This window comes from Enterococcus sp. DIV0755f, from assembly GCF_051713725.1.
In the GTDB taxonomy this organism is placed as follows: Bacteria; Bacillota; Bacilli; order Lactobacillales; family Enterococcaceae; genus Enterococcus_D; species Enterococcus_D casseliflavus.
The window spans coordinates 692888-718691 of the sequence record NZ_JBIOQL010000001.1; the positions used below are offsets into that span (position 1 = coordinate 692888).

Annotated in this window: 25 protein-coding genes and 1 pseudogene; 20 read left to right on the plus strand and 6 right to left on the minus strand. The window is 42.5% G+C overall.

Annotation, left to right across the window (positions count from 1 at the left end; translation table 11 throughout):
- Positions 1-25 precede the first annotated feature (25 nt).
- The 3 genes from nrdF to nrdH all read right to left on the minus strand — a co-directional run bounded on the left by nrdF (position 26) and on the right by nrdH (position 3570).
- Positions 26-991, minus strand: a complete 966-nt coding sequence (nrdF, locus tag IGI73_RS03185) for a class 1b ribonucleoside-diphosphate reductase subunit beta (protein ID WP_005225180.1) — start codon at positions 989-991, stop codon at positions 26-28.
- A 97-nt stretch (positions 992-1088) separates the two neighbouring features.
- Entirely contained in the window at positions 1089-3248 is a 2160-nt protein-coding gene (gene nrdE / locus IGI73_RS03190) for a class 1b ribonucleoside-diphosphate reductase subunit alpha (protein WP_005225181.1), read from the minus strand.
- Between the two features lie 97 nt (positions 3249-3345).
- Positions 3346-3570: a glutaredoxin-like protein NrdH gene (nrdH, locus tag IGI73_RS03195; RefSeq protein ID WP_005225182.1), complete on the minus strand. Its 225-nt coding sequence runs from the start codon at positions 3568-3570 to the stop codon at positions 3346-3348.
- A gap of 357 nt (positions 3571-3927) precedes the next feature.
- On the opposite strand from nrdH, the gene IGI73_RS03200 reads away from it, so the two are divergent.
- The 9 genes from IGI73_RS03200 (at position 3928) to IGI73_RS03240 (ending at position 12302) form a co-directional block, all read left to right on the plus strand.
- Positions 3928-4395, plus strand: a complete 468-nt coding sequence (locus IGI73_RS03200) for a FeoA family protein (protein ID WP_438759077.1) — start codon at positions 3928-3930, stop codon at positions 4393-4395.
- Entirely contained in the window at positions 4395-6533 is a 2139-nt protein-coding gene (feoB, locus tag IGI73_RS03205) for a ferrous iron transport protein B (RefSeq protein WP_270788176.1), read from the plus strand. Before IGI73_RS03200 ends, feoB begins: the two co-directional genes overlap by 1 nt.
- Positions 6530-6661: a hypothetical protein gene (locus IGI73_RS03210; RefSeq protein ID WP_010747544.1), complete on the plus strand. Its 132-nt coding sequence runs from the start codon at positions 6530-6532 to the stop codon at positions 6659-6661. Before feoB ends, IGI73_RS03210 begins: the two co-directional genes overlap by 4 nt.
- Before the next feature lie 280 nt (positions 6662-6941).
- Positions 6942-8207 carry a CapA family protein gene (locus IGI73_RS03215; protein ID WP_194193843.1) on the plus strand — a complete coding sequence of 422 codons (1266 nt, stop codon included), beginning with the start codon at positions 6942-6944 and terminating at the stop codon, positions 8205-8207.
- A 232-nt stretch (positions 8208-8439) separates the two neighbouring features.
- Positions 8440-9054 (plus strand): hypothetical protein, encoded by a 615-nt coding sequence (locus IGI73_RS03220; RefSeq protein WP_005225192.1) that lies wholly within the window; start codon positions 8440-8442, stop codon positions 9052-9054.
- 266 nt (positions 9055-9320) lie between these two features.
- Positions 9321-9977 carry an HAD family hydrolase gene (locus tag IGI73_RS03225; protein ID WP_438759078.1) on the plus strand — a complete coding sequence of 219 codons (657 nt, stop codon included), beginning with the start codon at positions 9321-9323 and terminating at the stop codon, positions 9975-9977.
- A gap of 578 nt (positions 9978-10555) precedes the next feature.
- Positions 10556-10939 carry a DUF7006 family protein gene (locus IGI73_RS03230; protein ID WP_010747547.1) on the plus strand — a complete coding sequence of 128 codons (384 nt, stop codon included), beginning with the start codon at positions 10556-10558 and terminating at the stop codon, positions 10937-10939.
- Between the two features lie 239 nt (positions 10940-11178).
- Positions 11179-12021 carry a Cof-type HAD-IIB family hydrolase gene (locus IGI73_RS03235; protein ID WP_074934501.1) on the plus strand — a complete coding sequence of 281 codons (843 nt, stop codon included), beginning with the start codon at positions 11179-11181 and terminating at the stop codon, positions 12019-12021.
- Positions 12022-12137: 116 nt separating this feature from the next.
- A complete protein-coding gene (locus IGI73_RS03240) occupies positions 12138-12302 on the plus strand; it encodes a hypothetical protein (protein ID WP_164888623.1) in 165 nt (54 codons plus the stop codon).
- A 157-nt stretch (positions 12303-12459) separates the two neighbouring features.
- Here the strand turns inward: IGI73_RS03240 and IGI73_RS03245 are convergent, their stop codons facing one another.
- Entirely contained in the window at positions 12460-13098 is a 639-nt protein-coding gene (locus IGI73_RS03245; RefSeq protein WP_015509102.1) for a CPBP family glutamic-type intramembrane protease, read from the minus strand.
- A 513-nt stretch (positions 13099-13611) separates the two neighbouring features.
- Between IGI73_RS03245 and hisG the strand changes: the two genes are divergently transcribed.
- The 8 genes from hisG (at position 13612) to hisIE (ending at position 20924) form a co-directional block, all read left to right on the plus strand.
- A complete protein-coding gene (gene hisG / locus IGI73_RS03250) occupies positions 13612-15171 on the plus strand; it encodes an ATP phosphoribosyltransferase (RefSeq protein WP_438759080.1) in 1560 nt (519 codons plus the stop codon).
- Positions 15168-16448, plus strand: coding sequence for a histidinol dehydrogenase (gene hisD / locus IGI73_RS03255; RefSeq protein WP_438759081.1), 1281 nt, complete (start codon positions 15168-15170; stop codon positions 16446-16448). The genes hisG and hisD overlap by 4 nt, the downstream gene beginning before the upstream one ends.
- Positions 16445-17503: a histidinol-phosphate transaminase gene (hisC, locus tag IGI73_RS03260; RefSeq protein ID WP_438759082.1), complete on the plus strand. Its 1059-nt coding sequence runs from the start codon at positions 16445-16447 to the stop codon at positions 17501-17503. The genes hisD and hisC overlap by 4 nt, the downstream gene beginning before the upstream one ends.
- Complete coding sequence (gene hisB / locus IGI73_RS03265; RefSeq protein WP_005225202.1) at positions 17500-18093, plus strand: imidazoleglycerol-phosphate dehydratase HisB; 594 nt, start codon at positions 17500-17502, stop codon at positions 18091-18093. Before hisC ends, hisB begins: the two co-directional genes overlap by 4 nt.
- A gap of 65 nt (positions 18094-18158) precedes the next feature.
- The gene (gene hisH, locus IGI73_RS03270) at positions 18159-18782 is read left to right on the plus strand and encodes an imidazole glycerol phosphate synthase subunit HisH (protein WP_015509106.1); all 624 of its coding nucleotides are present in this window, start codon (positions 18159-18161) and stop codon (positions 18780-18782) included.
- Complete coding sequence (gene hisA, locus IGI73_RS03275) at positions 18779-19498, plus strand: 1-(5-phosphoribosyl)-5-[(5-phosphoribosylamino)methylideneamino]imidazole-4-carboxamide isomerase (RefSeq protein ID WP_015509107.1); 720 nt, start codon at positions 18779-18781, stop codon at positions 19496-19498. The genes hisH and hisA overlap by 4 nt, the downstream gene beginning before the upstream one ends.
- Positions 19495-20253 carry an imidazole glycerol phosphate synthase subunit HisF gene (gene hisF / locus IGI73_RS03280; protein ID WP_005225205.1) on the plus strand — a complete coding sequence of 253 codons (759 nt, stop codon included), beginning with the start codon at positions 19495-19497 and terminating at the stop codon, positions 20251-20253. The genes hisA and hisF overlap by 4 nt, the downstream gene beginning before the upstream one ends.
- Before the next feature lie 38 nt (positions 20254-20291).
- Positions 20292-20924: a bifunctional phosphoribosyl-AMP cyclohydrolase/phosphoribosyl-ATP diphosphatase HisIE gene (gene hisIE, locus IGI73_RS03285; protein ID WP_422704675.1), complete on the plus strand. Its 633-nt coding sequence runs from the start codon at positions 20292-20294 to the stop codon at positions 20922-20924.
- 132 nt (positions 20925-21056) lie between these two features.
- Here the strand turns inward: hisIE and IGI73_RS03290 are convergent, their stop codons facing one another.
- Positions 21057-21506 carry a DUF305 domain-containing protein gene (locus IGI73_RS03290; RefSeq protein ID WP_087626980.1) on the minus strand — a complete coding sequence of 150 codons (450 nt, stop codon included), beginning with the start codon at positions 21504-21506 and terminating at the stop codon, positions 21057-21059.
- A gap of 802 nt (positions 21507-22308) precedes the next feature.
- Between IGI73_RS03290 and IGI73_RS03295 the strand changes: the two genes are divergently transcribed.
- Positions 22309-22782 carry a DUF1456 family protein gene (locus IGI73_RS03295; protein WP_010747557.1) on the plus strand — a complete coding sequence of 158 codons (474 nt, stop codon included), beginning with the start codon at positions 22309-22311 and terminating at the stop codon, positions 22780-22782.
- A gap of 719 nt (positions 22783-23501) precedes the next feature.
- Positions 23502-24035, plus strand: a complete 534-nt coding sequence (locus IGI73_RS03300; protein WP_438759083.1) for a DUF1648 domain-containing protein — start codon at positions 23502-23504, stop codon at positions 24033-24035.
- Positions 24036-24177: 142 nt separating this feature from the next.
- On the opposite strand, the pseudogene IGI73_RS03305 reads toward IGI73_RS03300, so the two are convergent.
- A pseudogene (locus IGI73_RS03305) lies at positions 24178-24341 on the minus strand (transposase); the annotation flags it as partial.
- 456 nt (positions 24342-24797) lie between these two features.
- On the opposite strand from IGI73_RS03305, the gene IGI73_RS03310 reads away from it, so the two are divergent.
- On the plus strand, positions 24798-25673 hold the full coding sequence (locus IGI73_RS03310) for an AraC family transcriptional regulator (RefSeq protein WP_438759084.1): 876 nt from the start codon (positions 24798-24800) through the stop codon (positions 25671-25673).
- Positions 25674-25804 lie beyond the last annotated feature (131 nt).

The window sequence follows — 25804 nt, forward strand, 5'->3', positions numbered from 1 at the left end:
AACAAGGTGTTTTTTTGTCAGCAGATCAATCAAGTCCGATGAAGTAGTCATCGTCTTTCATCGCTTCTACGGAACCAAGCAGATACCCGTTCCCAACTTGTGAGAAGAAGTCGTGGTTGCTGGTACCAGTTGAAATACCGTTCATGACGATTGGATTGACATCGTTGGCGGTATCTGGGAAAAGCGGGTCTTGACCTAGATTCATCAAAGCCTTATTGGCATTGTAACGCAAGAAGGTTTTGACTTCTTCGGTCCAGCCGATCTCATCGTATAATTCTTCGGTATAACGCTCTTCATTTTCATACAACTCATACAACAAGTCGTACATCCAGTCTTTCAGCTTTTGCTGTTCGTCTTCTGGTAATTCGTTGAAACCTAATTGGAATTTGTAGCCGATATACGTGCCGTGAACGGATTCGTCACGAATGATCAATTTGATGATCTCCGCTACGTTCGCTAGTTTGTTATTGCCTAAGTAGTAAAGGGGTGTATAGAAACCTGAATAGAATAAGAAGGTCTCTAGAAATACACTGGCGATTTTTTTCTCTAGCGGTGTGCCATTTTTGTAGATCTCATTGATTCGTTCGGCTTTCTTTTGCAAATATGGATTGGTGTTGGTCCATTCAAAAATATCAGCGATCTCCGCTTTTGTATTCAGGGTGCTGAAAATCGATGAATAGCTTTTTGCATGGACAGATTCCATAAATTGGATGTTGTTCAAGACCGCTTCTTCATGTGGGGTGCGGACATCTTTACGCAGTTGATCCATACCGCTTTCTGATTGAACGGTATCTAATAAAGTCAAGCCGCCAAAGACGTAGCCCACCGTTGTTTTTTCTAATGGAGATAGCGTCCGCCAGTCATCAAGGTCATTTGATAAAGGGATCCGCGTATCTAACCAGAATTGTTCTGTTAATTTTTCCCAAGTGGATTTATCGATGATATCTTCGATCTCATTCCAGTTGATTGCTTCATAGTAAGTCTTACCCATAGTCGGTTCCTCCAATAATCGTATCAAGACAACAGCCGACCCGCTGTCAAGAAAGAGCAGGGGCAGGCGGTTGGTTCGTTTTCAGGCAAAAGTTGGATTAGATGACGCAGCTTTCACATTGGTTGCTGCCGATCTCTTCTGCATCATCTGTAAAGGTCCGTACATAGTAGATCGATTTGATGCCTTTGTGGAAAGCGTAGTGACGCAAAATGTTCAAATCACGCGTGGTTTGTTTTGTCGTTTCTTTCCATTCGTAAAGACCTTCTGGAATATCTGAACGCATAAACAAGGTCATACTCATACCTTGATCGACGTGTTTTTGAGCAGTTGCGTAAACATCGATCACTTTGCGCATATCCATATCGTAGGCTGATTTGTAGTAGCCGATCGTCTCATTGCTCAAGTAAGGTGCTGGATAGTAGATCTTGCCGATTTTCTTTTCTTGGCGTTCTTCGATCATCCGAGTGATTGGGTGGATGCTGGCACTCGTATCATTGATATAAGAGATCGAACCATTTGGTGCAACGGCTAGGCGGTTTTGGTGATACAAGCCGGTTTCTTTGACGGTTTGTGCCAAGGCTGCCCAATCTTCACCAGTTGGTAAAAAGACGCCTTCGAACAATGCTTTGACTTTTTCCGATTTTGGTTGGTAGTCACCTTGGATATAATCGGTGAAGTAGCTGCCGTCTGCATACGCTGATTTTTCAAAGTTATGGAAAACTTCGCCTTTTTCTTTGGCGATGGCATTGCTTTCAACCAATGTCCAATAGTTCAACAACATGAAATAAAGATCAGTAAATTCAAGGGATTCTGGTGAACCATATTCCATTTGATTTTTTGCAAAATAGGTATGCAAGCCCATTGCGCCTAAACCGATCGTGTGGTTCAAGGCATTCCCATTTTGGATCGATGGTACTACGTCAATGTCAGACGCATCAGTAACAAAGGTCAAGGCACGAGTCATTGCTCGAACAGATTTCCCAAAGTCAGGGCTGTCCATCAAGTTCACGATATTGGTGGAACCTAAGTTACAGCTGATATCTGTTCCTAAAACTTCGTATTCTTGTTTGCCGTTGATCTCAGATGGTGCTTGGACTTGAAGGATCTCGGAACAAAGATTACTCATGATAATCTTGCCATCAATTGGGTTGCTGCGGTTTGCTGTATCGATATTGATGATATAAGGATAACCAGATTCTTGCTGCAATTTAGAAATTTCGTTTTCTAGATCACGGGCTCTGATTTTGGTTTTGCGAATCCGTGGGTTCATGACTAAGTTGTCGTATTCCTTGGTGATATCGACATAAGAGAAGGGCACGCCATATTCTTTTTCGACACTGTAGGGACTAAAGAGATACATCTCTTCATTTTTACGCGTCAATTCGTAGAATTTGTCAGGTACGATCACGCCTAATGATAAGGTTTTGACACGGATTTTTTCATCCGCATTTTCTTTTTTCGCTGATAAAAAGCTGATGATGTCTGGGTGGAAGACGTTCAAGTAGACCACGCCAGCCCCTTGCCGTTGACCCAATTGGTTTGAGTAGCTGAAGCTATCTTCAAACAATTTCATTACAGGCATCACACCACTTGCTGCCCCTTCGTAGCCTTTAATAGGCGCGCCGGCTTCCCGCAAGTTTGATAACGTGATCCCGACACCGCCACCGATTCGTGAAAGTTGCAGCGCGGAGTTGATCCCACGACCGATCGCGTTCATGTCATCAGTGATTTGGATCAAGAAACAAGAAACCAACTCACCGCGACGTTTGCGTCCTGCATTCAAGAAAGAAGGGGTTGCTGGTTGGTAACGTTGGTAGATCATTTCATCTGCCAAGCTCATTGCTAACTCTTCATTGCCATCCGCAAAGTAAAGGGCGTTGAAAGCCACCCGATCTTCGTAACGTTCTAGATACGCGGTACCATCATTCGTTTTTAATGCGTATTGTGAATAAAACTTGTAAGCAGCCATAAATGATTTGAAAGTAAAGTGTTGCTCATCTAAGAATTGATACAATTGCTCAATAAAGGCAGGGCGATACTTTTTGATAAATTCTTCTTCTAAATAATCATTTTCAATCAAATAATTGATTTTGTCCATTGCAGTCGCAAAGGTTAAGGTATTTGGTTCAACGTTTTCTTTAAAGAATGCCGCTAAGGCTTCTTTGTCTTTATTTAATGGAATTTGACCATCTACTGGACGGTTGATCTCATTATTCAATTTGAAATAACTGACATCTTTGATTTCTTTCAAGCTCATAAATGGCTAACCTCTTTTCTTGTTTTGTTCGTATAAAAAAGGACTTGCGGTCTGGACGACTGACAAATCCCTCAAAAGCATCACATTGAGAAAAATCTTAGCTCGCTAATTGACGTAGTTGATCTGGACGGAAACCGATGATCGTTTGCGCATCAGAGGTAATGACTGGCACACTTTGGAATCCTTGTTCTTTCAAAAATTCTAATGCTTCAGGCTCATTATCAATATTGATTTCTTCAAATGCAATCTGATTTTCACTTAAAAAGCGTTTCGCCATTTTACATTGCATGCAGTTGTTTTTCGAAAATAGTTTGATATTCATAATTGTTTCCTCCGAGTTGTAATAGTTATAAACCTAGTATAAATAAGTCTCGGAGAAAGTCAACGAAAAAACACTATATCTTGTGCTTGTGAATTCGACATACACAATTTATAGTGTTTCTGTGTTTTTTATGCAAGGGAAAAAAGCGAAAAATACTTAGAATTACAAGGTTTTTGCGTAACTAATACAGGGGATATGCAATCAAAATGAGTAAAAAAAATCCGTATTGTGAAGGAAGATTCAAAGTGAGGCCCAAAACAGATTGACTTCTTATGGAAATGGCTCTATTATAATGATAATCATTCTCAATTAAAGTAGGTTAATTATAACAACACTTCACAAAAGGAGTAAGAAGCAATGAAAATGGCGCAAACTCTGGCTTCTGGAACATACAAAATCGACTCGTTGGCAACCACCAAAGAAATCACGGCTCATTTAAATGATCTTGGTATTCGCACGGGCGTTGAAATCGTTGTGGTACAAAAAGATCGCAAAGGCGGCATCATTTTACACCAAGGGACGCGGATCGCTTTAGATGAACGGGTCATGGAACAAATCGATGTCACAGAAACCCAGCAGCAAACCATCATTACCTCTTTGGATCAGCTACAAGTCGGTGAAAGCGGGAAGGTCAATCAGATCGCCGCCAAAGGTGCGGTGCGCCGTCGATTGATGGATATGGGGCTTACGAAAAACGTCCATTTGGAAGTGGTGAAGCTGGCTCCTTTGGGTGATCCGATGGAGATTCGGCTCCGCGGCTATGAATTGTCTTTGAGAAAGCAAGAAGCAGCGTTGGTTTTTGTCGAAAAAGGAGTCGAAGCGTAATGACCTATCACTTTGCATTAGCAGGAAATCCCAATAGCGGGAAAACGAGTACCTTCAATCAATTGACCGGTGCCAAACAAACAGTGGGGAATTGGCCAGGCGTTACCGTGGAACGAAAAGCGGGGCGACTGCGAAAAGACCGACAAGTATTGATCCAAGATCTACCAGGGATCTATTCCTTGTCGCCGTACACACCAGAAGAACTGATTTCTCGCAATTATTTGATGGAAGCATCATTGGATGCGGTGATCAATATTATCGATGGAACCAACCTGGAGCGCAACCTGTATCTAACATTGCAATTATTAGAAATGAATGTCCCGACTGTGGCAGCCATCAACATGATCGACCTATTAAAGAAAAAAGGCTTGCAGATCAATTTCGAAAAGCTGGCTTACGGTCTAGGGGTTCCCGTAGTAGGGATCAGTGCTTTGAAGCAACGCGGCTTAACCAAAATGATCGAGGCAGCGAAGCATGTAGCCAATACACAACCGCTTCCTCCCCGCTACGATGCTCGTCTAGAAGCTGGCTTGACCGAGATCATGGCGATTTTGCCAGAGACGATCCCTCAGCAGCAAAAACGCTGGTTTGCCATAAAACTCTTTGAAAAAGATGAAGCGATTCAGACGATGTGTAAACTGACTGATTCCCAGCAGGCAGTCCTTCAGGAGACGATTTCGATTTTAGAGCTGATCTTTAAAGACAGCAGTGACGCCATTCTCGTCAATGAGCGCTATGGCTTCATTGAAGAATTGTTGGCGCTGGCAGTCATCAAGGAAACAGATCAGCACTTAGCCTTCAGCGACAAAATCGACCGTGTGTTGACCCATCGCGTATTGGCACTACCGATTTTTGCCTTCATTATGTGGGGAATCTACTATTTATCGATTCAGACGATTGGTACGATTGGTACTGATTGGGTCAATGATGTATTATTTGGCAGCTGGATTCCCGAAACAGCAGCGCACTGGCTAGAACAGCTGCAAGTCGCCCAGTGGCTGCAAGAACTGATTTTAGACGGCATCGTGGCAGGTGTCGGTGCGGTCTTAGGCTTTTTGCCACAGATCTTCGTGCTGTTTTTTTGTTTGGCTATCTTGGAGGACTGCGGATACATGGCACGGGTGGCATTTGTCATGGACCGCCTGTTTCGCAAGTTTGGTCTATCTGGCAAGTCGTTTATCCCCATGTTGATCGCTACCGGTTGCGGGGTGCCGGGGGTGATGGCAAGCCGAACGATTGAAAATGAAAAGGATCGTCGATTGACGGTGATGGTCACGACCTTCATGCCTTGTTCTGCCAAATTGCCGATCATCGCATTGATTTCAGGAGCCTTTTTCCCTCAGTATAGTTGGGTCGCCCCATCGGCCTATTTTGTCGGCATGGGTGCTGTGATTTTTTCAGGGATCGTCTTGAAAAAAACACCGCTGTTTGCAGGTGATCTGGCACCATTTATTATGGAACTGCCAGCGTATCACTTGCCGCAGCTCACAACGATTTTGAAAAGTGCCTGTGATCGAGCCATTGCTTTTGTGAAAAAAGCCGGGACGATAATTTTTGTGGCTTGTATCTTTGTCTGGTTTACCTCCAGCTACAGCTTTGCCTTGCAGCGGGTCACAGAAGACCAAAGCATTTTGGCCTTTTTCGGACGACTTTTGGCGCCGCTTTTTGCTCCCCTAGGCTGGGGAACCTGGCGAGGCGCCGTGGCGACGATTACTGGCTTGGTCGCCAAAGAAAATGTGATCGGCACCTTTGGGATCCTCTACGGACAAACTGGGGAGTTGTCAGAAAGTGGGACGGAGATTTGGCAAGTGTTGCGCGGCGATTACACTGCTGTGGCGGCATACTCTTTTCTCGTCTTTAATTTACTATGTGCCCCTTGTTTTGCTGCTATCGGTGCGATCCACCGTGAAATGGGGGACAGCAAGTGGACGTGGTTAGCCATTGGCTATCAATGTGGCTTGGCGTACTGCGCTAGTTTGTTGGTCTACCAATTCGGGCACGTCATCTTTGAAGGCGGACACCTCACTCTGGGTGTTTTCGCGGCAATCCTCATTGCTGGGCTATTGGTATTTGCTCTGTTGAAGAAACCATTCCGCGGGAGTGTACCCTTGATCCAAGTCGTAGGAGGCGAAAAATGATTGCTACAATAATTCTAAGCGGCCTGATTTTTGGCTATGGCACCCGTGTAGTGTACCGCATGGTGAAAAAGGATCATTGTTCTGATTGTCATAGCAGTTGTCCCGTGAAGCATGAGGAAGCAAAGTAGCAGATAGCTTCAGGAAACAAAAATTTCTGAGGTCAGAGCTACTATAGAAAAGAATAAAAGAAACGAATAAAACAACTCAGAAGCGAATAAAACAGTTCGATCACGATCGGGCTGTTTTTTTATTCTTTACAAAACGACCTATTAAAGGAATCTCAAATATAGTATAATTATTTAATAAAAAGATATTATTTAGTGAGGTTCGCAGGAAAGGGAGCAGGGAATCTCGTTAGAACGTAAACGAAGATAGGTTTTTGATAAAGCAGAGTGAAAGGGTGAGGGCATGAGACAACAACGAAGACGGGAGCGTCAGAAACGCCAGCGGATCATTGTGGGGTTAAGTACAGCGTTGCTGGCAATCATACTTGGAGTGATTTATCTAGTGATTCAAGCGACAAGCATCCCTGAACAGCGTCTTACAGCAGAATCGACAAAGGCAACAAAGCCAATGCAAGAAACGAGTAGTTCTACCGAAACAAAGCCAGCAGTAAAAACCATCACAGTGACAGCTAGTGGCGATATGCTTTATCATACACCTGTTTATTTAAGCGCTTACGACGGGAAGCGTTATGATTTTGACAATGATTTTGAGCAAGTCAAACCGCTGATTGCATCGGCGGACCTTGCTTTAGGTGATTTTGAAGGAACCATCAATCCTAATAAACCGCTTGGCGGTTTTCCCTTATTCAACGCCCCTATCGATGCTGTTGCCAGTATCAAAGACGCGGGCTTTGATGTGATTGATCTTGCCCATAACCATATTTTAGATACAGGGATCGAAGGAATCAAAACAACGGCGGCTGCTTTTCACGACCAAGGCTTGGCAACGATTGGTGTCACGGTCGACAATAGCGGAATCCTGGTCAAAGAAGTCAACGGGATTAAAGTTGCTCTCTTGGCCTATGCCTATGGCTTCAATGGCCTTGAAGAAAGCTTAACTCAAGCAGAGTATGACACCTATTTGAAAGACTTGTCGTTAGATAAAGTGGAAGCAGAGATCAAAGAAGCGGAAAGCTTGGCGGATATCACCATCGTGATGCCTCAGTCTGGTGTCGAGTATTCTTTAGAACCAACGGAAGAACAACAAACTGTTTATCGGAAGATGATCGATTTTGGTGCTGATATTATCTTCGGCGGCCATCCGCATGTAGCAGAACCAACCGAAATCATCGAAAAGGACGGTGAAAAGAAATTTATCATTTATTCAATGGGAAACTTATTGTCGAATCAACGTTATGAAACCGTCAATAACAACTATTGGACCGAACGAGGCGTCATCCCAGAAGTTGAAATCTCCAAAGAAGGGCAGCGGACCTATTTAAGCAAGATTGCCATGCATCCGACTTGGGTCTCTAAAGAACCGATCCCTGATCGTACCTATTATGATCCAGAATACGGCGTCTTGCAGGCCTTTGATTTTCAAGTCTACCTTGCCGAAGATTATCTGCCAGATGGGCAATATGCCAAAAATGTCCCTGAAGAAAAACGCCAGCGGATCGAAACCGCCTACCATGAAATGCTGGAGCTGTTGGATTTGAAGTGGGAGTAGTGAGGACAAGAAAGCAATCTGGCTAACAGGTTGCTTTTTTATTGGCTATCGAAGAGTATGAACCATGAAATGAAAGTCAATCTATTTTTTAAAACATGACACCAGATCACCATTTATGAACAAAAAATGACACCTCAAGCTGATAAAAATAAGTAATAATGTCAACATAAAGTATTCAGAAATCATTTCCAACTCATTTCTGAATAAATAAGAAAGGAAAGTAGGGTGTATCATGAGAATTATCATATTGACGAAAAATATATCATATGAGATTGATTTGCAGCGGGAGCTGCAGATTTTGAGCCATGAAGTGTTCGTGGGCAGAAGTACCGAAGAGGAGGAATGGTTGATAGAAAGTGCCAAGTTATTTGACTGTTTATTTGTCAGTGAAACAATTGCTGATCCAGAATTTTTATTGCTCAATCAGACATTGGCTCCTTATTATCAACAGCGGATCGTTCGAATCTTGCCAGGGAATGACGAACAAGAAATGATACTGGAAAAAGCGGAAAATGCGACCTATCTTAATCGGTCATTTGTCGAGTTGAGAGAATTTTTGGCGGCTTTGCCACCAAATACTCGCAAGTTAGAAAAGGCATCAGTAACGAAGGAATCGTTCCCTAAATTTCTTAGTCTGCAAGAACAGATCTTTTTCAATAATCTAGCAGAAGAGCAATTTATCAACCGAGAGGACCTTTGCTGGAAAATTTGGGGCAACGGCGGCACGAATTCCCGAAAATCGCAGCTATCGATTTTGGCGAAACGAATCAATGAGAAATTAGATGAATACGACTATACTGAAAAACGCGTCCGTACCGCTTGGGGCAAAGGATATATCTTGCAATAAAAAAGCTAAAAATGGGTTTAACTTTTTATGTCTGACAAATAGGCCTTCAGGTAAATTTGCCTATCTTGTAGAAACGACTCTGTTTTCAAAGCGAGTCGTTTTTTATATAAGTATATTAGCAATAAATGAAGAAGGTTATGGAAAAATATGATAATGCTTTTTTTTAGTGATAAAATAGAGATAATCAGTAATGGAAAGAAATACTGCGTAAATGAAAAAAGCATTTGTAGAAAATTGATGGAATACCTTTTGGAGGAGGAAATATCGTGAAGCAGGTTGAATGTGTGATATTTGATTTAGATGGAACTTTATTGGATTCAAAAGAATGTAGTGTGAAGGCGACAAAAGCAGGTTTTAAAGAGATGGGACTCAAAGTACCCAGTGAAGTAGTCATTGAACATTATATGGGGATACCGATCGAAGAATCATTTTTTAAAATGTCTGAACAGCCATTAGATCAAGAAACCGCAGCGGAATTGATTCGGATTTTCCGAGCCTATTACCAAACCTATGAAGAAAGTACCTTGAAAGTATTTCCAGAAATTCCCCATGTCTTAGAAATCTTAAACAAACGAAAGGTACCTTGTTTCGTCGTTTCAAGTAAAAAGACAGCGGTCGTCAAACGAAACCTAGCTGCTCAGGACCTTGTGGCGTTCTTTGAAGAGATCATCGGCTCTGATGCGGTGACCCACTACAAACCTCATCCCGAAGGAATCAATAAAGTCGTGGCACACTATCAATTTGACCCGACAAAGACGATCATGGTAGGAGATGCTATTTTTGATATCCAAATGGGAAAAGCCGCGGGTGTCAAAACGATCGCCGTTACGTGGGGCAGCCACGATCCGAAAAAGCTTTCTGAAGAAAACCCAGATGCTTTGGTAGACGCGCCACGTGAGATTTTAGATTTTCTATATGCATGATCCTTTTTTGTGCTCACAGTGTAAGAGGACGTTTTAGCCTCGCTTATATCTTGGCATGATCGAAAAAGAAAGGACAGATTGTCCTTTTACAAAATGTAAATTGAGAACTTTGACCAATGATCGAAACCAGCGATCATTGGTTTTTTGTGCTGTCGTGAGAATGAAGGCGCCACAGCATTGGTTAAAAGCATTCATTTCCATTCGTTCTTTTGGTTGATCGTGTAATCATCGGAAAATCACTGCAAATAATTTCCTTTTGATCTTTCTTCTTAGATAAAGCAATGCGGGTACGCTGGATTTTTCTCTCTTATTCCTCTGCTAGAGCAAAAAGGAATTATAAGCTTGGAGAAACAAAAAACTATAATGAGAGTAACTGATTTCCTTAGATCATGCATTGGAGGTGAGCGCAGAACGGGATGCCACCCAAGGATTTCATGTGATTTGAAATACTAGAAGATAAAGCCTTTGTTTTATGTGAAGGGATGTAGGGGCGATTAACGAAGAAGGAAATCATTACGATTAAATGAGGGATCAATGCTATCATTGAAGAAAAGCCATGGATGGAAAGGAGTGATTCTGTGTTATCAGAAAAAATAAATGACCCGAAGGATTATCTGTCTTATTCAAAGGAAGTATTGTTAAGCGCTGGGGTACTGACAGCCTATCCGAAACTTTTTACTTATTATCAGGAACTTTGTGTTGACTTCGAAGACATTTACTATGATCGAACAAAGAACTTATTTGATACCTTTCGAGCGCTTCTGGCTGTGGACGCACAGATCCAAATTCTACTGGAACTTGTGACCAATACCAAAACTGACCTATGTCAAGAGCTGGGGATGAAGGAAGAGGAAATTATCAGTATGATCAAGCATGACAAACGGTACTATTATCGCGAGCTTACGGGTCATGCAACTAACCAACTACCTAAATGGGGGTTGATTTATTTAAGTGAAGAGTAAGCTACGCAAAGGATAAGTCACCTTAAAAGTGATCAAATGAAAGCCATTTGACGATCATCAAGGATAAAGGGCATCGAGAAAAAAGGAGAGCGTGTTTATGTATGAGTCAGTAAAATAGTCTAGCGAGGTTATCTTGTGATTTGTTATACTAATAGCAAGCGGCTGATGGTGACATCTTGGGTTCAGCAAATATGTTCATGTGAGCGCTTTATTGATTGGGTTAGGAAAGAGGGAATGAAATGACGAAGAAAATTGTCTTTTTAGATGTAGATGGAACATTGTGCGATGATGCGGGAAACGTACCTGAAAGTGCTCGCCAAGCGATCACAGCGGCACATAAGAAGGGGCATGAATTTTTCTTGTGTACGGGTCGTTCAAAAGCCGAAATCACAGAAGATGTACTGGCACTGCCTTTAAGTGGAATGATTGGTGCCGGCGGCGGTTATTGCGAGGTGCACGATGAGGTGATTTTGCACAAAGTTTTTGAAAAGGAAGCCTTATTAAGACTGATCGATTTCTTAAAAGCAAACCAAATCGAGTATTACTTGGAATCGAATCAAGGATTATTTGCAAGTACCAATTTACGAAATCGGTTGATTGAGATCGTCTTAGCAGGTGAGCCTGTTGAAAGTGAAGCAGGAAAACAACGTGTTCAAACTATTCAGTGGTTCCTTGATTTATTGATCGAGGACGAAGCGAAAATCGATTACGATGACGTGAACAAAGTTTCCTTCATCAATCATTCCATTCCTTATGAACAGGTCCATGACCAATACCACGAACAATTCCAAATGATTCGCAGTACAGTTCCTGTTTTTGGCAAAGACAGTGGCGAGATCGGCATCAAGAATATCCACAAGAAAACAGCCATCGATTTTCTCTTGAACCACCTAGGGATCGATAACAAAGATACCTTGGCGTTTGGTGACGGCCATAATGATGTCGAAATGTTTGAAGCCGTTGCGACAGGAATTGCGATGGGCAATGCCTGTGAACAGCTATTGGCAGTAGCTGACGAGGTGACGGCTCGTCCAGAAGACGGCGGGATTGCGCAAGCGCTCCAAAAGCACGGTCTGGTGTAACCACTAAGAAGCAGATGTCTGCACAATTCTTTTGTTTCCTAGAGGAATTGATCAGGAGTTGAGCGACGTTGTTAAAGTGACCTGTAAAACCAACGATTGACTAGGAGGCTGGGTAAATGAAGGAAACGACCTTTTTTTGTTATCTTGAACAAGCTTTGAAAAACCTGAAGGCGACAGAAGCCCTGCGTTTTAATATCGAAGGCGAAGTCAAGCGGCTGATGAAGGTGTACAGTGAAGCAGAAATTTGTGAGAAAGTAAAAGAGGATCCCTTTAAAAAGTAAGGACATTTTCTTATGAAACACAGCGAATAGAACAAACACCCAACCTCGTGAAAGGCACAAAAGCGATCAATGCTTCCTTTCAGGGAGGAATACTCAGGTAACTAGTTGTTGTATCAAAAAAGACTGATTTCAATTGAATCAGTCTTTTTCGTTTTTCTCAAGCAGTCAGATAAGCCACTAAAATAGCAAACAGGTCGAACAAGACATGTGTGCCCCAACTAGTCAGGATCGAGTTGCTCTTGATGGCAGCTTGGTTAAATAGCAAGCGCGCCACCCCTTGAATGAAAAGAATATGGACCAAGGTATGGAAAACATTGCCGTTGTCATAAGTGCTGTAATGAACCAAGCCAAAGATGATCGCGGAAAGGATGCTGGCAACTGGCAAGGTACATTTACTAGAAAAAATCGCTAAAAAGAAGATGGAAAAGAGTTCTTCTCCAAGTAACATGATTGGAATAACTAGCAGAGTCAACCACTGAAAGCCTTCGTTCACAGGGTTTCCGTGAAGATCCCACTTTAGTCCGTATTGCAAAACGAGAGAAACGAGAAAGCTGATCAGGATGTTTAAAAGAAAATACTTGCTGATCGTCTTCACTGGCGCGATGGGTTTTCCAAAGAGCTGCTTGACTGCTTCTTTACCGTAAACTAGCCGTAATGCCCAATAGCTGGCAATCGACAATGAGAAGATGCTGACGATGGCAGGGGCATACAAAAGACCGACCAAACCGATACCTGCGAGGACTGTTCCTAGTAAAGCGTGGTTCCATGAGATTTGTTTTCCTATAAGTTTGTTCATTTACTTTTCTCTCCTTATTAAGCTATAGAGCATGTACTATTTAGCTGTTTTCTCTGATTCTTCTGCAGTGTGCTTTTTGTGCCGTAATATAAGCGATAAGTACAACAATGAACGTTTTGGGTGATTTTCATATCATCGCTTCATTTGCGCCAATTCTTTGTACGGTACAAAAGATAGAGTAATCGATAACGAGTTTCTGAAACAAGATGGTCGTATATTTCGGACTTTTTTATGGTTGAGCAACTAAGTGATGGCGGATGCACAAGTACTAAGTTACTTCATTAAGAAAGGAAAACTGACTTCCAGATTCGATGGAATAATCGTCAACAAAGAAACGACATCGCTATGTTCTCTTGAAATCGACTAAAAATTCCAGAATATTTCGAAAAATACCATTGCTTATTTATGGCAAAACCATTAGTATTATTAGAAAAACTGATGGTGAATCGATGATAAAGTGTGACTTTAGCAGTGAGAAAGCCGAATCAGTGGCATGAAATAGGAGTGATAAGTGTGGAAGAGTTATGGAATGTATTAAAACCAGCCGAACAAGTCGAACTGAAATTAAGAAAATTGTATACGCAGCATCATTTTTCACCTTATCACTCGAACAATTTTGAAGAGTATCGCAACTATCAGCAAAATGATCAGTTCTTGCGTGGTTCTTCCATCATCACGTTTACAGGCACGGATGGCAGGACGATGGCGCTAAAACCCGATGTCACCTTGTCGATTGCCAAAAATACACCTTCTGGAGAAGCGCGCAGAGTGTATTATGTGGAGGATGTCTATCGACAGGATCGTCAAGCAGGGGAATACCAAAAAATCGATCAAATCGGTTTGGAGCTCATTGACCAAATCACATGGGAAGATCAACTGGAGGTTGTAAAACTGGCTTGGGAAAGTTTGGCTCAGGTGGGAAAAGGGACCTTGGATCTGTCTCATATGGGGATTTTGGATGGCATCTGCCAACGCTTCCCCGAAGCGGATCGACAAAAGGTACTGCACTGCCTGCGGGACAAGAGTTCCCATGGCATGGATGCACTGACTGAAAAGGCTGGCTTGTCAGCAACAGAAGCTGAAAAATTGGCGAAACTGGTACGTTTGTCAGGTGATTTTGAAACCAAGTATCAAAAGACCAAAGAGCTGCTGGCAGAGTATCCCCAAGCACAAGCTGGTTTAGCAGAACTAAAACAACTGTATCAAGCATTGCAAAAAGAACAACTGTCAGCCTCCATTCGGATAAGGCTGGATTTTTCAATTTTAAATGATGCCGATTATTACAGTGGCTTGCTGTTTCAAGGATTCATCGAAGAAGCAAGAGAGACGATTTTATATGGCGGCCGTTATGATCGCTTGATGAGTCGGCAAGGCAAAGAGCAAGGGGCGATCGGGTTTGGTATGAAGCTCAACCATGTAGGGCAAAAGGTGCCGACTGACAACGAAAGTTCAGGCTATTTGAACATTGCGCTACCTAAAGGCCGCATGGGGGATGCCGTATACGATTTATTCACGAAAGCTGGAGTTGCTGCGCAAGGCGTCTTCAAAGACAATCGCCAACTAATTTTTTGTGATGAAGAAAACAAGTTGCGCTTTTTCTTAGTCAAGCCGAGCGATGTGGCAATCTATGTGGAGCACGGAGTGGCGGATATCGGTGTCGTAGGCAAAGATATTTTAATGGAAAGCAAGGCAGAAGTCATCGAATTTCTTGATTTGCATATGGGGGTCTGCCGTTTGGCAGTAGCTGCGCGTACGGATTTCGAGGAAGATTTCTCCCGCCCGCTGCGGGTCTCCACAAAATATCCGCAGATCACCCGCCAGTTTTATCAAGGGTTAGGTCGCTCGGTGGAATTGATCCAACTGCATGGATCGATTGAATTGGCTCCTTTGTTAGGTCTCTCCGATGTGATCGTTGACATCGTCGAAACGGGGACGACACTAAAAGAAAATGATTTAGAAGTGATCCAAGACATCGCGCCGTCTTCAGCGCGTTTAGTGATCAACCACGCCACGTGGCGTTTCAAGCAAGAACGCATTCAAACAGTGATTGAGAAGGTGAGGGAGCAATTATGAGAATTTTTTCGACCCAAAAAGATACGATCGAAACGATTGTGGCAAGGAAACAGTCGGAAACGAAGGATGTTTCAACCGTTGTCGCCCAAATCATTGCCCGTGTTCAGCAGCAAGGAGATCAGGCGTTGTTTCAATTAATTGAAGAAATCGATCAAGTGACCTTGTCTTCCTTAACCGTCAGTCTTGAGGAGGTTGAAACGGCTGTCCAAGCCGTCTCCCCTGAGCTGCTTGAGGTGATGGAACAGGCGAAGGAAAACATTTTGGCATTTCATCAAAAGCAAGTCCAGCAAGGCTTTGTCTTGACGAAGGAAAATGGCGTTGTGATGGGACAGCGGGTCTTGCCACTAGCAAAAGTCGGGGTCTACGTTCCTGGCGGCACAGCAGCTTATCCTAGTACGGTTTTGATGGATGTCCTGCCCGCAAAAATCGCCGGGGTCAAAAAAATCGTTATGATCACACCGACGGACAGCCAAGGAAAAGTTCCAGCTGCTATCTTAGCGGCAGCTTCCGTTGCTGGAGTGGATGAAATCTACAAAGTCGGTGGTGCCCATGGCGTAGCGGCATTGGCTTATGGGACAGAAACGATTCCCAAAGTCGACAAAATCGTGGGGCCAGGAAATATTTATGTCGCCACAGCGAAAAAAATGGTGTACGGCGAAGTTGATATCGATATGATCGCAGGGCCCAGCGATGTGCTGATCATCGCCGATGCCAGCGCAAATCCTCGCTGGCTGGCAGCGGATCTTTTGGCACAAGCCGAGCATGATATCTTAGCGCAAGCCATCTTAGTCACAACAGAAGCAGCCTTGATTGAACAAGTCCAAGTAGAGCTTGACTTGCAGCTGAAGGAACTGCCCCGCAAAGACATTGCTGCTGCGGCGCTTGAATCTAGCGGAAAGCTGATCCTAGTCAAAGATTTGACCGAAGCTCTTACCATTGCCAATCAAATCGCCCCAGAACACCTTGAATTAGCAGTGGCAGATCCTTTTGCTTTGTTGGGACAGGTAGAAAATGCGGGCAGTGTCTTTTTAGGACATCATACACCAGAAGTGCTGGGAGATTATTTTGCTGGGCCAAATCATACCCTACCGACGGAAGGGACCGCCCGTTTTTACTCGCCGTTATCAGTGGATGATTTTATTAAGAAAAGCAGCTACTTGTATTACCCAGAAGCAGCCATGAAGGCGGCTGGTCCAGCCGTAGCGTTGTTCGCAGAAATCGAAGACTTGATCGGCCATGCCCGTTCGATCAATGTACGAAGAGAGGGAGAAAAATGACCTTTTTACATCAAAAGTATCACAAGCTGACTCCTTATACGCCAGGGGAACAAGTAGACGAGCAAGCCGTTATTAAACTGAACACCAATGAAAGTCCTTATCCGCCAGCGCCAAGTGTTCAAGCAGCGGTTGCCGATGCCGCCCACAAGCTGAATCGTTACTCGGATATTGCTGCTGAAGTGGTGACAACCCCTCTGGCTGCTTATCTTGGCGTTACACCAGCCCAGCTGTTTCTCGGTAATGGCAGTGACGAAGTCTTGTCCTATCTCTTTCAAGGCTTCACGGAAAACGGCATCGCCTTTCCCGATGTGACCTATGGGTTTTATCAAGTGTATAGTGCCTTGTACCAAGTCGCTGCCACCGTTGTTCCGCTGCAAGAAGATTTCTCGATTGCGTTAACGGACTACGATTCGCTCAAAGGGACCGTTATTTTTGCCAATCCCAATGCGCCGACTGGGGTTTATCAAGAACAAAGCGAAATTTGTGCCTTTCTAAAACGGCATCCCGATCGCTTAGTGATTGTCGACGAGGCCTATATCGATTTTGGCGGCACTTCAATGGTTTCTTTGATCGATCAATACCCAAATCTCTTGGTCGTGGGGACGTTTTCGAAATCTCGGCAGCTGGCAGGGGCACGCCTAGGCTTTGCGGTTGCTAATGAAGGACTGATTCAAGACTTGAATCGGTTGAAATTTAGCTTGAATCCTTACAATGTCAATAGTTTGACCCAAGCCGCTGGTGCAGCCGTTTTGCAAGAACAAGCGTATGTCGATGAGAAGATCCAAGCAACGATCCACGTGCGTGAGTGGAGCAAGCAAGCCCTAGCGAAGCTCGGCTTTGAGCAGACCGACAGCCAAGGAAATTTTTTGTTTGCAAGGCACCCTGCGATTGCTGGGGAAGAGTTGTATCAGGCACTGAAAGAGCAGAAAATCTTCGTCCGCTGGTTTAATCAGCCCCGCATCAAAGAGTATTTGCGAATCACGGTAGGAACGAGGGCCCAGATGGAACGATTGATGACGGTGTTAACAACGATCATAGAAGAGGTGAAGGAATGAGAAAAGCAGAAGTTACCCGCAATACGACTGAAACCAAGATCCACCTGCAGTTGACGATCGATGGTACTGGTCAGCAATCAATCAAGACTGGTGTGGGGTTTTTAGACCACATGCTGGAATTATTTGTCCGCCACGGTCGCTTTGATTTGACGTTGGTCTGTGATGGCGATACAGAAGTAGATGCCCATCACACAACAGAAGACGTTGCCATCGCCATTGGCCGAGCGTTTTCAGAAAGTCTTGGGGAGCGACGAGGCATCAAACGTTATGGCAGTATGCTGCTGCCGATGGACGAAGCCTTAGTTATGACAGCGATCGATATCAGCGGTCGCGGCATGGCAGTCGTAGAGTTGGCGATACCGAGCGAAAAAATAGGGCAGCAGTTTGATACGGAATTGGTTGAAGAATTTTTCATTGCTTTTGCCCGTGAATTAGGTGCTACGATCCATCTCCATCAAATCGCTGGCAAAAACAGCCACCACATTGTGGAAGCTTGTTTTAAAGGCTTTGGGCGGGCTTTAGGTGAAGCAGTAGCGATCAACCAAGCAGCCCCAGATGAGATCCCTTCAACCAAAGGGACGATCCAGTGATTCATGAGGGAAAAATGATTACGTATCTTCCACACAGATGGATGAGATAAGGAAAGGGGCGTATTATGTTAGCAATCATCGACTATGGGGTCGGCAATTTGTTCAGCTTGTCTCGTTCGCTGGATTATTTGGGGGTTGACTGCCGAATCACGCGTTCACTAGCAGAATTAAAAGCTGCCGACCGCATTCTTTTACCCGGCGTAGGCGCTTTTGGCGATGCCCGCCAAAAGTTGGCAGAGTTGTCGCTGATCGAACCGATCCAAGAATTGGCAGCAGCTGGCAAACCCTTTTTAGGCATTTGTTTAGGGATGCAGCTGTTGTTTGATAGTAGTGAGGAGTTTGGCACACATGCGGGGCTCGGTTTGATTCCAGGACGGATCGTTTCCATGCAAAGCGCCTTTGAAGAAGCCAAACTGAATCTGAAAGTGCCACAGATTGGTTGGAATCGGCTGACTGTCAGAAAGGAAAGTCCTCTCGTCAGCGGGCTAGGGGAACAAGACTTTGTCTACTATGTCCACAGTTATTTTGCTACTGATTGCCAAGAGTATGTCATAGCAGACAGTGATTATGGTCTAGCAATTCCCGGTATCGTGCAAAAAGACAATGTCTTCGGTACTCAGTTCCACCCAGAAAAAAGTGGGGCTGTCGGGTTGAAGATTTTAAAAGCATTTACGGAGGTGCCGCTATGAAAATTTTTCCAGCAATTGATCTGTTAGATCAAAAAGTGGTCCGTTTGTACCAAGGAGACTATGAGCAAAAAGAAGTGTTTGGGGATGATCCAGTGGCATTTGCTCGTTCATTTGAAGAAGAAGGTGCCAACTATCTGCACCTCGTCGACTTAGATGGTGCCAAAGCTGGCAAACTCCATTACTTTGATGTCGCAAAAAAAATCGTCCAGCAAACCAATCTGTTTGTCGAAGTTGGCGGCGGGATTCGTGAGGAAGAAACGATCCAGCATTGTTTGGCAGCAGGCGTTCATCGGGTGATCCTCGGCACGATTGCCCAGAAAGACCCAGCATTCACAAAAGCGATGCTCAAGAAATACGGTAATAAGATCGCGATTGGGGTCGATGCCAAGGAAGAAAAAGTGGCCGTGGAAGGCTGGCTCGAGAAAACGGCAACAGACGCGTTTACTTTTTGCCAACAATTGGTGGAATGGGGCGCGCAAACGATCATCTTTACCGAAATCTCGCGTGACGGTACAGGAGAAGGCATCAATCTGCCCTTATACGAAAAACTCAATCAATTAGATTGCGACATCGTGGCTTCTGGCGGCGTGGCTTCATTGGCAGATATCAAAGGATTAAAACAGTTGGGCATCTCTGGCGTGATCGTTGGGAAATCCTTATATAACGGCAGTCTCCAATTGGCGGATGTCTTAGCAGCAGGGGAGGCAGAAGCATGATCGCCAAACGAATCATTCCTTGCCTTGATGTGCGAGATGGGCGAGTCGTGAAAGGAGTCAATTTTGCTGGCTTAAAAGATGTCAATGATCCAGTGACTTTGGCGCGCTTTTACAATGAACAAGGCGCCGATGAGCTGGTTTTTTATGACATTACTGCTTCTGCAGAAGAACGCGGCTTATTCACGGACATTTTGCAGCGCGTGGCGTCAGAAGTGTTTATTCCTTTGACGGTGGGCGGTGGCATCAATCAAGTAGCAGATTTTGAACGAGTCTTAAACTGTGGCGCCGACAAAGTCAGCGTCAATTCGGGGGCACTTCGCAGACCAGAGTTGATTGCAGAAGGCGCGAAACGCTATGGCAGCCAGTGCGTTGTTTTATCCGTTGATGTTCGCCGTGTCGGTGAGAACTGGCATGTGTTTGCCAAAGGCGGACGGGAAGATACAGGCTTAGAAGCATTGGCGTGGATTCGCCAAGCGGAGCAGTTAGGTGCTGGTGAACTTGTTATCAACAGCATGGATACCGATGGCGTGAAGCAGGGGTTTGATTTAGACTTGCTGAAAGCTGTCAGCGAAATCACCAAATTACCGATCGTCGCATCGGGTGGTGCTGGCAAAAGTGCCGATTTTATCGAGCTGTTTCAATTGCCAAATATTGAAGCAGGGCTGGCAGCCTCGATTTTTCACTATGGCGAGGTAAAAATCCCAGAGCTGAAAAAACAATTACAGGCCGTCGATATTCCCGTACGAATCGTATAGCGTTGGCGTTTTGATAGGTAATAGAAGGAGTGGATAACATGGTGCAAGTACGATTTGATGAACAAGGATTGGTTCCAGTGATCGTGCAGGATGTGGAAACGAATGAAGTCTTGACCTTGGCTTATATGAACCAAGAAAGTTTGACCTTGACCCTGAAGGACCGATTGATGACCTTTTATTCCCGCAGTCGCCAAGAATTGTGGCGCAAAGGAGAAACCAGCGGCAATTACCAGCATTTAGTATCATTGACCGCAGATTGCGATCAAGATGCCTTAGTCGCCAAAGTAAAAAAAGACGGACCTGCTTGCCATACAGGCACAAAAAGCTGCTTTACAGAGGTGCTTTATGGTACAGAATCCTCTCCGACCATCGATGCGTTGTATGAGCTGATAAAAGGTCGTAAAGATACGCCGCAAGAAGGTAGCTATACCAGCTACTTGTTTGAAAAAGGCAGTGAGAAAATCTTAAAAAAAATCGGCGAGGAAGCAACCGAGGTCGTGATTGGGGCGATGAAGGAAGACCGCCAAGAAACCGTTTATGAGATTGCTGATTTGGCGTATCATACATTGGTTTTAATGGCAGAAATGGGGATTGATTTAGCGGCTATTCGCCAAGAGCTTGCCAAGCGTCATGTTGTGGATAAGAAAGTCAAACAAGAACGGATGCAATAACGGTCAGGGTTTTTCAGTAGAAAGAAAGCAACTGACGATAAAAAAAGAAGCCCTTCAGCCATTGCTTGAAGGGCTTCGTAACCGTGGCGATAAAGTTGATCTGCTGGTTCTTTGAGTGAGCACACAAACTGGCTATTTGTTTTCCAACTCTTCGATCAATTCTTTCATTTCCTTGATTTCTTTTTCCTGTGCGTCAATGATTTTTTCTGCAAGTTCTTTTACTCTTGGATCAGACAAATCGGCATTTTTACTGGTTAGAATCGCAATCGAATGATGGGGAATCATGGCTTTCATCCAGGCAGTATCTCCCACGGCGGTTTGGCTTCTGACCATAAACAGTGAACCAAAAAAGAGTACAACACTGACAACTAAAATTCCGATATTCATTTTCTTGTTGTCATACATCTTCCACATAAATAACAGCATGATGATCGCCATCATCGCGCCCATCATCAGTGCCATAAACAGGCGGGTTTGGCTGAAAAAGATATGATCGAGGGAGTAGACATTGAAATACATCATACAAAACATAATCACCGTTGATACCCCAATCATCACCAAAAATTTCCCGTATTTCTTCATTTCTTTCCTCTCCTTTTTGTTTCTGCTACACGAAATAAAACAATAAAATCAACCAAAAGGGTCAAGAACACTTGCCTTGCTTTTGATTATTTTATTGTTAAGCAAAAAATTTTCTCGTTAAATTAAGTATAGCGGATAAGAAGAGTTTAGAAAAATAATACACTTAAGCAGGTTCCTTTTAGAGATGAGGAAACGATGACCAAGCGTGCATCCTGTCATCCATATAGAGGCAACGATCGGCTAAGCCCTCCATTTTAAAAGAAGATTGAAAATCAGGGTATTTTAAGCAGTAAATGAAAAAGGACGAAAATACGCCCTTCCTAAAAGAAATCAAACTCGCTTATTTCTTTTGTTCGTTGAATAGATACTAAGCACAAGGGCAAGTCCTATACATAGAATCAACACAAATGTCATTTTTTCCCCTCCTAGTCCTTTGTCCTGAAAAGCGAAAATCATACATTTTTTGTTCCGTCAGTGTTTGATTGCTTTATGAGGAAAAAAGGATAAAGCAGACCTCCTTTTATCATCGGTAATGATTGGCAGTAGAAAATACTCGAATGATTTTCCTAATCTATGTACCATGTTACAGTGAAGAAGACAGATGATGGCGACAGAAACTGTTTTGGTCGTTACTGATTGTGTCGTGAATCAGTACAAGTGACTTTCACATGAACGCAAACTGGTGTTATCTAAGCGTTTGGCATTTGTTTTTCTAGCAATCCCAAGCAAAGGAAATCAAAAATGATGGTTCTTAAGCATTTTTATTTGTTATAATCAACCTAAGAAATGGATGGTGTATAGAATGAATCACAATGATCGCTTGACGCGTTTACGCTATGCTTTGGATATCAAAGATACCGACATGGTGAAAATTTTTGAACTTGGCGGCGCTTCTTTCACAAAAGAAGAAGTAAGACAATTATTGAAGAAAAAAGATCCTGAGACCTACGAGATTGAGTGTACCAATGAAGCCTTTGAGCGTTTCTTAAATGGTTTGATTCGCTCGCAACGAGGAACAAAGCCAGATGCTGCAGAACCTGTCCTAGAGTTGAACAATGGCAATGTAAATAATTTGATGCTGAAGAAAATAAAAATCGCCCTTTCCCTAACAACAGATGAAATGCTAGACATTTTCGAGCAAGCGGGAGTCAAAGTTTCAAAAGGTGAATTAGGCGCCATTTTACGCAAAGAAGGCCATCGCAATTACAAGCCATGTTTAGACAAATATGCCCGCAACTTTTTAAAAGGATTGACGATCGAGTATCGGGATAACTAGTTTGACAGGTAAAAGGCAGATAGTGGGAAAAACATATGAAATAGTGGCACTTCGGCAATAGAGACTGATGAGTCATAGCTGAAGAACCCCACCAATTTCTAGATTGATACACACAAGGATGATCTGCTTTTACTTATCCGTCTTTTTTCTATTCAATACATGTATATGTATTGAATAGAATTTGATGAAATCTCAAAATAGCCTGTTTAGATAGTTTCTTTCATACAGAATTGTCTAAATTGTGATCTTAGCAGTTATTTAGCTACTATTTTTCTTTACTCTTGAAAAAATATAAATTTATCATAATCTTTTAAAACAATACAAGGAGGAAGAAATTTGTTCGGATGCGCCCCAAGAAGCTGATCCGAATTGGTTCTTCGATATGAATAATCTGGTAGTGTATTTTGCTTCAGTTAGGGCGGCTGCCATTGGCTATTATCAGAGCATTATGCAAAGCAGTATCATGATTTTCTTAAAATTTGGATGACCTGATTATATACTAATAAAAGTGAAGGTGTGAGTACCTGAAAGTGAAATACCTAAGTTTTATCATAGATGTCTGAGTTGTGCTTTTATGATAATAGTCCATAAATAGTATTCGTCATTAATGAGAAATATGGTAAAGTTATTAATGGAATTATGACTTTATTTTTGGTGAAAGTGATTTAATACAACAACCAGTTGACCCATCAATGATAGAAAGCTAGGCGACAATTGCTATGAAAAACAAACTATTCTTTTCTTTAGTATTGTGCGGATTACCAATAATCCCAACTATTTATTTCTTTTCAGATCTTCCTGATCAGATGGTTATTCATATCAATAGTGAGGGAATACCAGATGCTTATGCAAACAAATACTTGGCTACATTTGGTGTTATTCTCTTTTGCATGGTCATTCAATTTGTACATTATAAATGGAAGATTCAGAATAAAAATGAGTTAGATGGTATGGCAGAATTAATATCTTTGCTGGTCATGCCAGTTATTACTAATCTTACGCTATTAAGTATTCTACACTATTCATTAAAGGGGCAAAAATTGATTATTGATCCGACTAAAATAGTTGGAATCCTGTTACTTATTTTGGGTTTACTTATTTTCAACTTTAAATGGAATTTTATGTTCCTAAATCCGTGGAGAAAAATAGAACAGCCACTTAACGATTCACTCATTAAAATCACTTCAGTATTATTTTCTCTTTCAGGTTTGTTTCTAATTTTTTTGCATCCCTCGGGATTGTTACAAATTTAGTATTAATAATATTAATTGTGGCTCCTAGATTTTTTCTATTGTTATTAAACTGAATGAAATAGCTTTTTGTCAATAAGGACTAGTGAGTTGTGCAAAATCAAATCTGGGTCAGAATGAATCTCATTCTGGCTCAGATTTTTTGTTATCTTACTTTGAATACTTGATTGATTAAAAAGTTTCTAATTCTCATATTTACAAATGATTTAAGTCCGTAGGATATTCATTTCATTGTCTTTATGTGGCTGTCCTTCACTTCTATTTTTCCATTGGAGTAAGGATAGAACCTCGCAATGTGATGCCTTCTTCCTTTGAAGTAAAAATCATTCATTTTGAAAGGGGCAATGGAGTGAAAGTATTAGGAAGTTGTGTAAACACTCTAGGTAAGTAGCAGTGGCTTCTCCAAAATCCTTCGTATCAATAAAATTCGTTTTCTCATGACCGGCAGGAATGCAAGTCAAGCAATCCATAACTGAAAACTTTTCCTGTGGTTTTTTGGCAAAGTCAATCAGACAAACTTTTCACAAAATATTTTCTTTCTTTACTATGGGTTCAATCAGGGGAAAACCGACTTTGAGATGAAAAAAATACTATGATTACAGGTTTTAAAAGAGATAAAAATAACCAGTATATTGAATTCGAATTTATTCGTAATTGTTATTTTTTATTGGATGCGCTTTCTATGGTGAAGGAAATATGTCACAATTATCATAAGATAAGAGGATTTTTTCGGTTAAAAGAAGAAAACAAAAGGAGGAGTAAAAAATGAAGACAGTCCTTTTTCGAGGCATGATGAATGGATTGGAAATCGATCGTTCACAAAGAGACAGTACGTATAACATGGTGAAGCATTGGCATCCAGAATGCGAGATTCAATATTTTATTGAAGGGAAACGCTATTTTTTAATCGACGAAAAAACCTATGAAGTTCAAACGGGTTCTTTGGTTCTGGTTCCTTCAACACTTGTCCATAACACATTTTCGGGAAACTATATCTTTCACGATCGTATATTGGTCCTGCTTGAAGCAAACAAGTTTCCTAGAATCAATCAAGCTATTGGCGAACCCCTTTGTCAGTTTTTTGTAAAGCATCAAGGGAGGGTTCAAATTCCTAAAGAACAGCAAGCATATGTTCAAAAACTTTTGACTCAACTGGCAGACGAAGTCATCCAAAAGGAATCTAACTATCAGGCAATGGTCGAAACAAAATTGATTGAACTCCTGATCTTTCTTCAGCGAATCAAGCAAGCCGATTGTTTAAGTGATAAACCCTCGGGAAGCAAAGTGAAGGAACTTGTAGAACAGCTTTCTGCTTATATACGGCTTCATTACGCCACGATCCATTCGCTAGATCAGATTGCAGCTGCTTTTTATTTTGATAAATCGTATTTAAGTCGGATATTCAAAAGTGCCACTGGCTATACCATTACTGAGTATTTAAATATTCAACGCATTCGCCAATCACAGCGTTTGTTGGAAGATACCGATTGGGATATTGCAGAAATAGCGAAATCCGTTGGGTATAGTAATATTACTTATTTCAACCGTGTGTTCAAAAAATACACAGAGACATCGCCCCTTCAATACCGTAAAAAACAAAGCGCCTACAAAGAAAGTTTACGAGAAAAGAATAATTTTTGAACAGCTCATCTTATGTTTCTTTGGTTTTGCCACGTAACATAAAACTACAATCAAAAGAAAAAGTCAAAATTGTATAAGTTTCATGATATTTCATCACTATTTTGTGGAGGTTTTTGGGATCCATTGCTGAG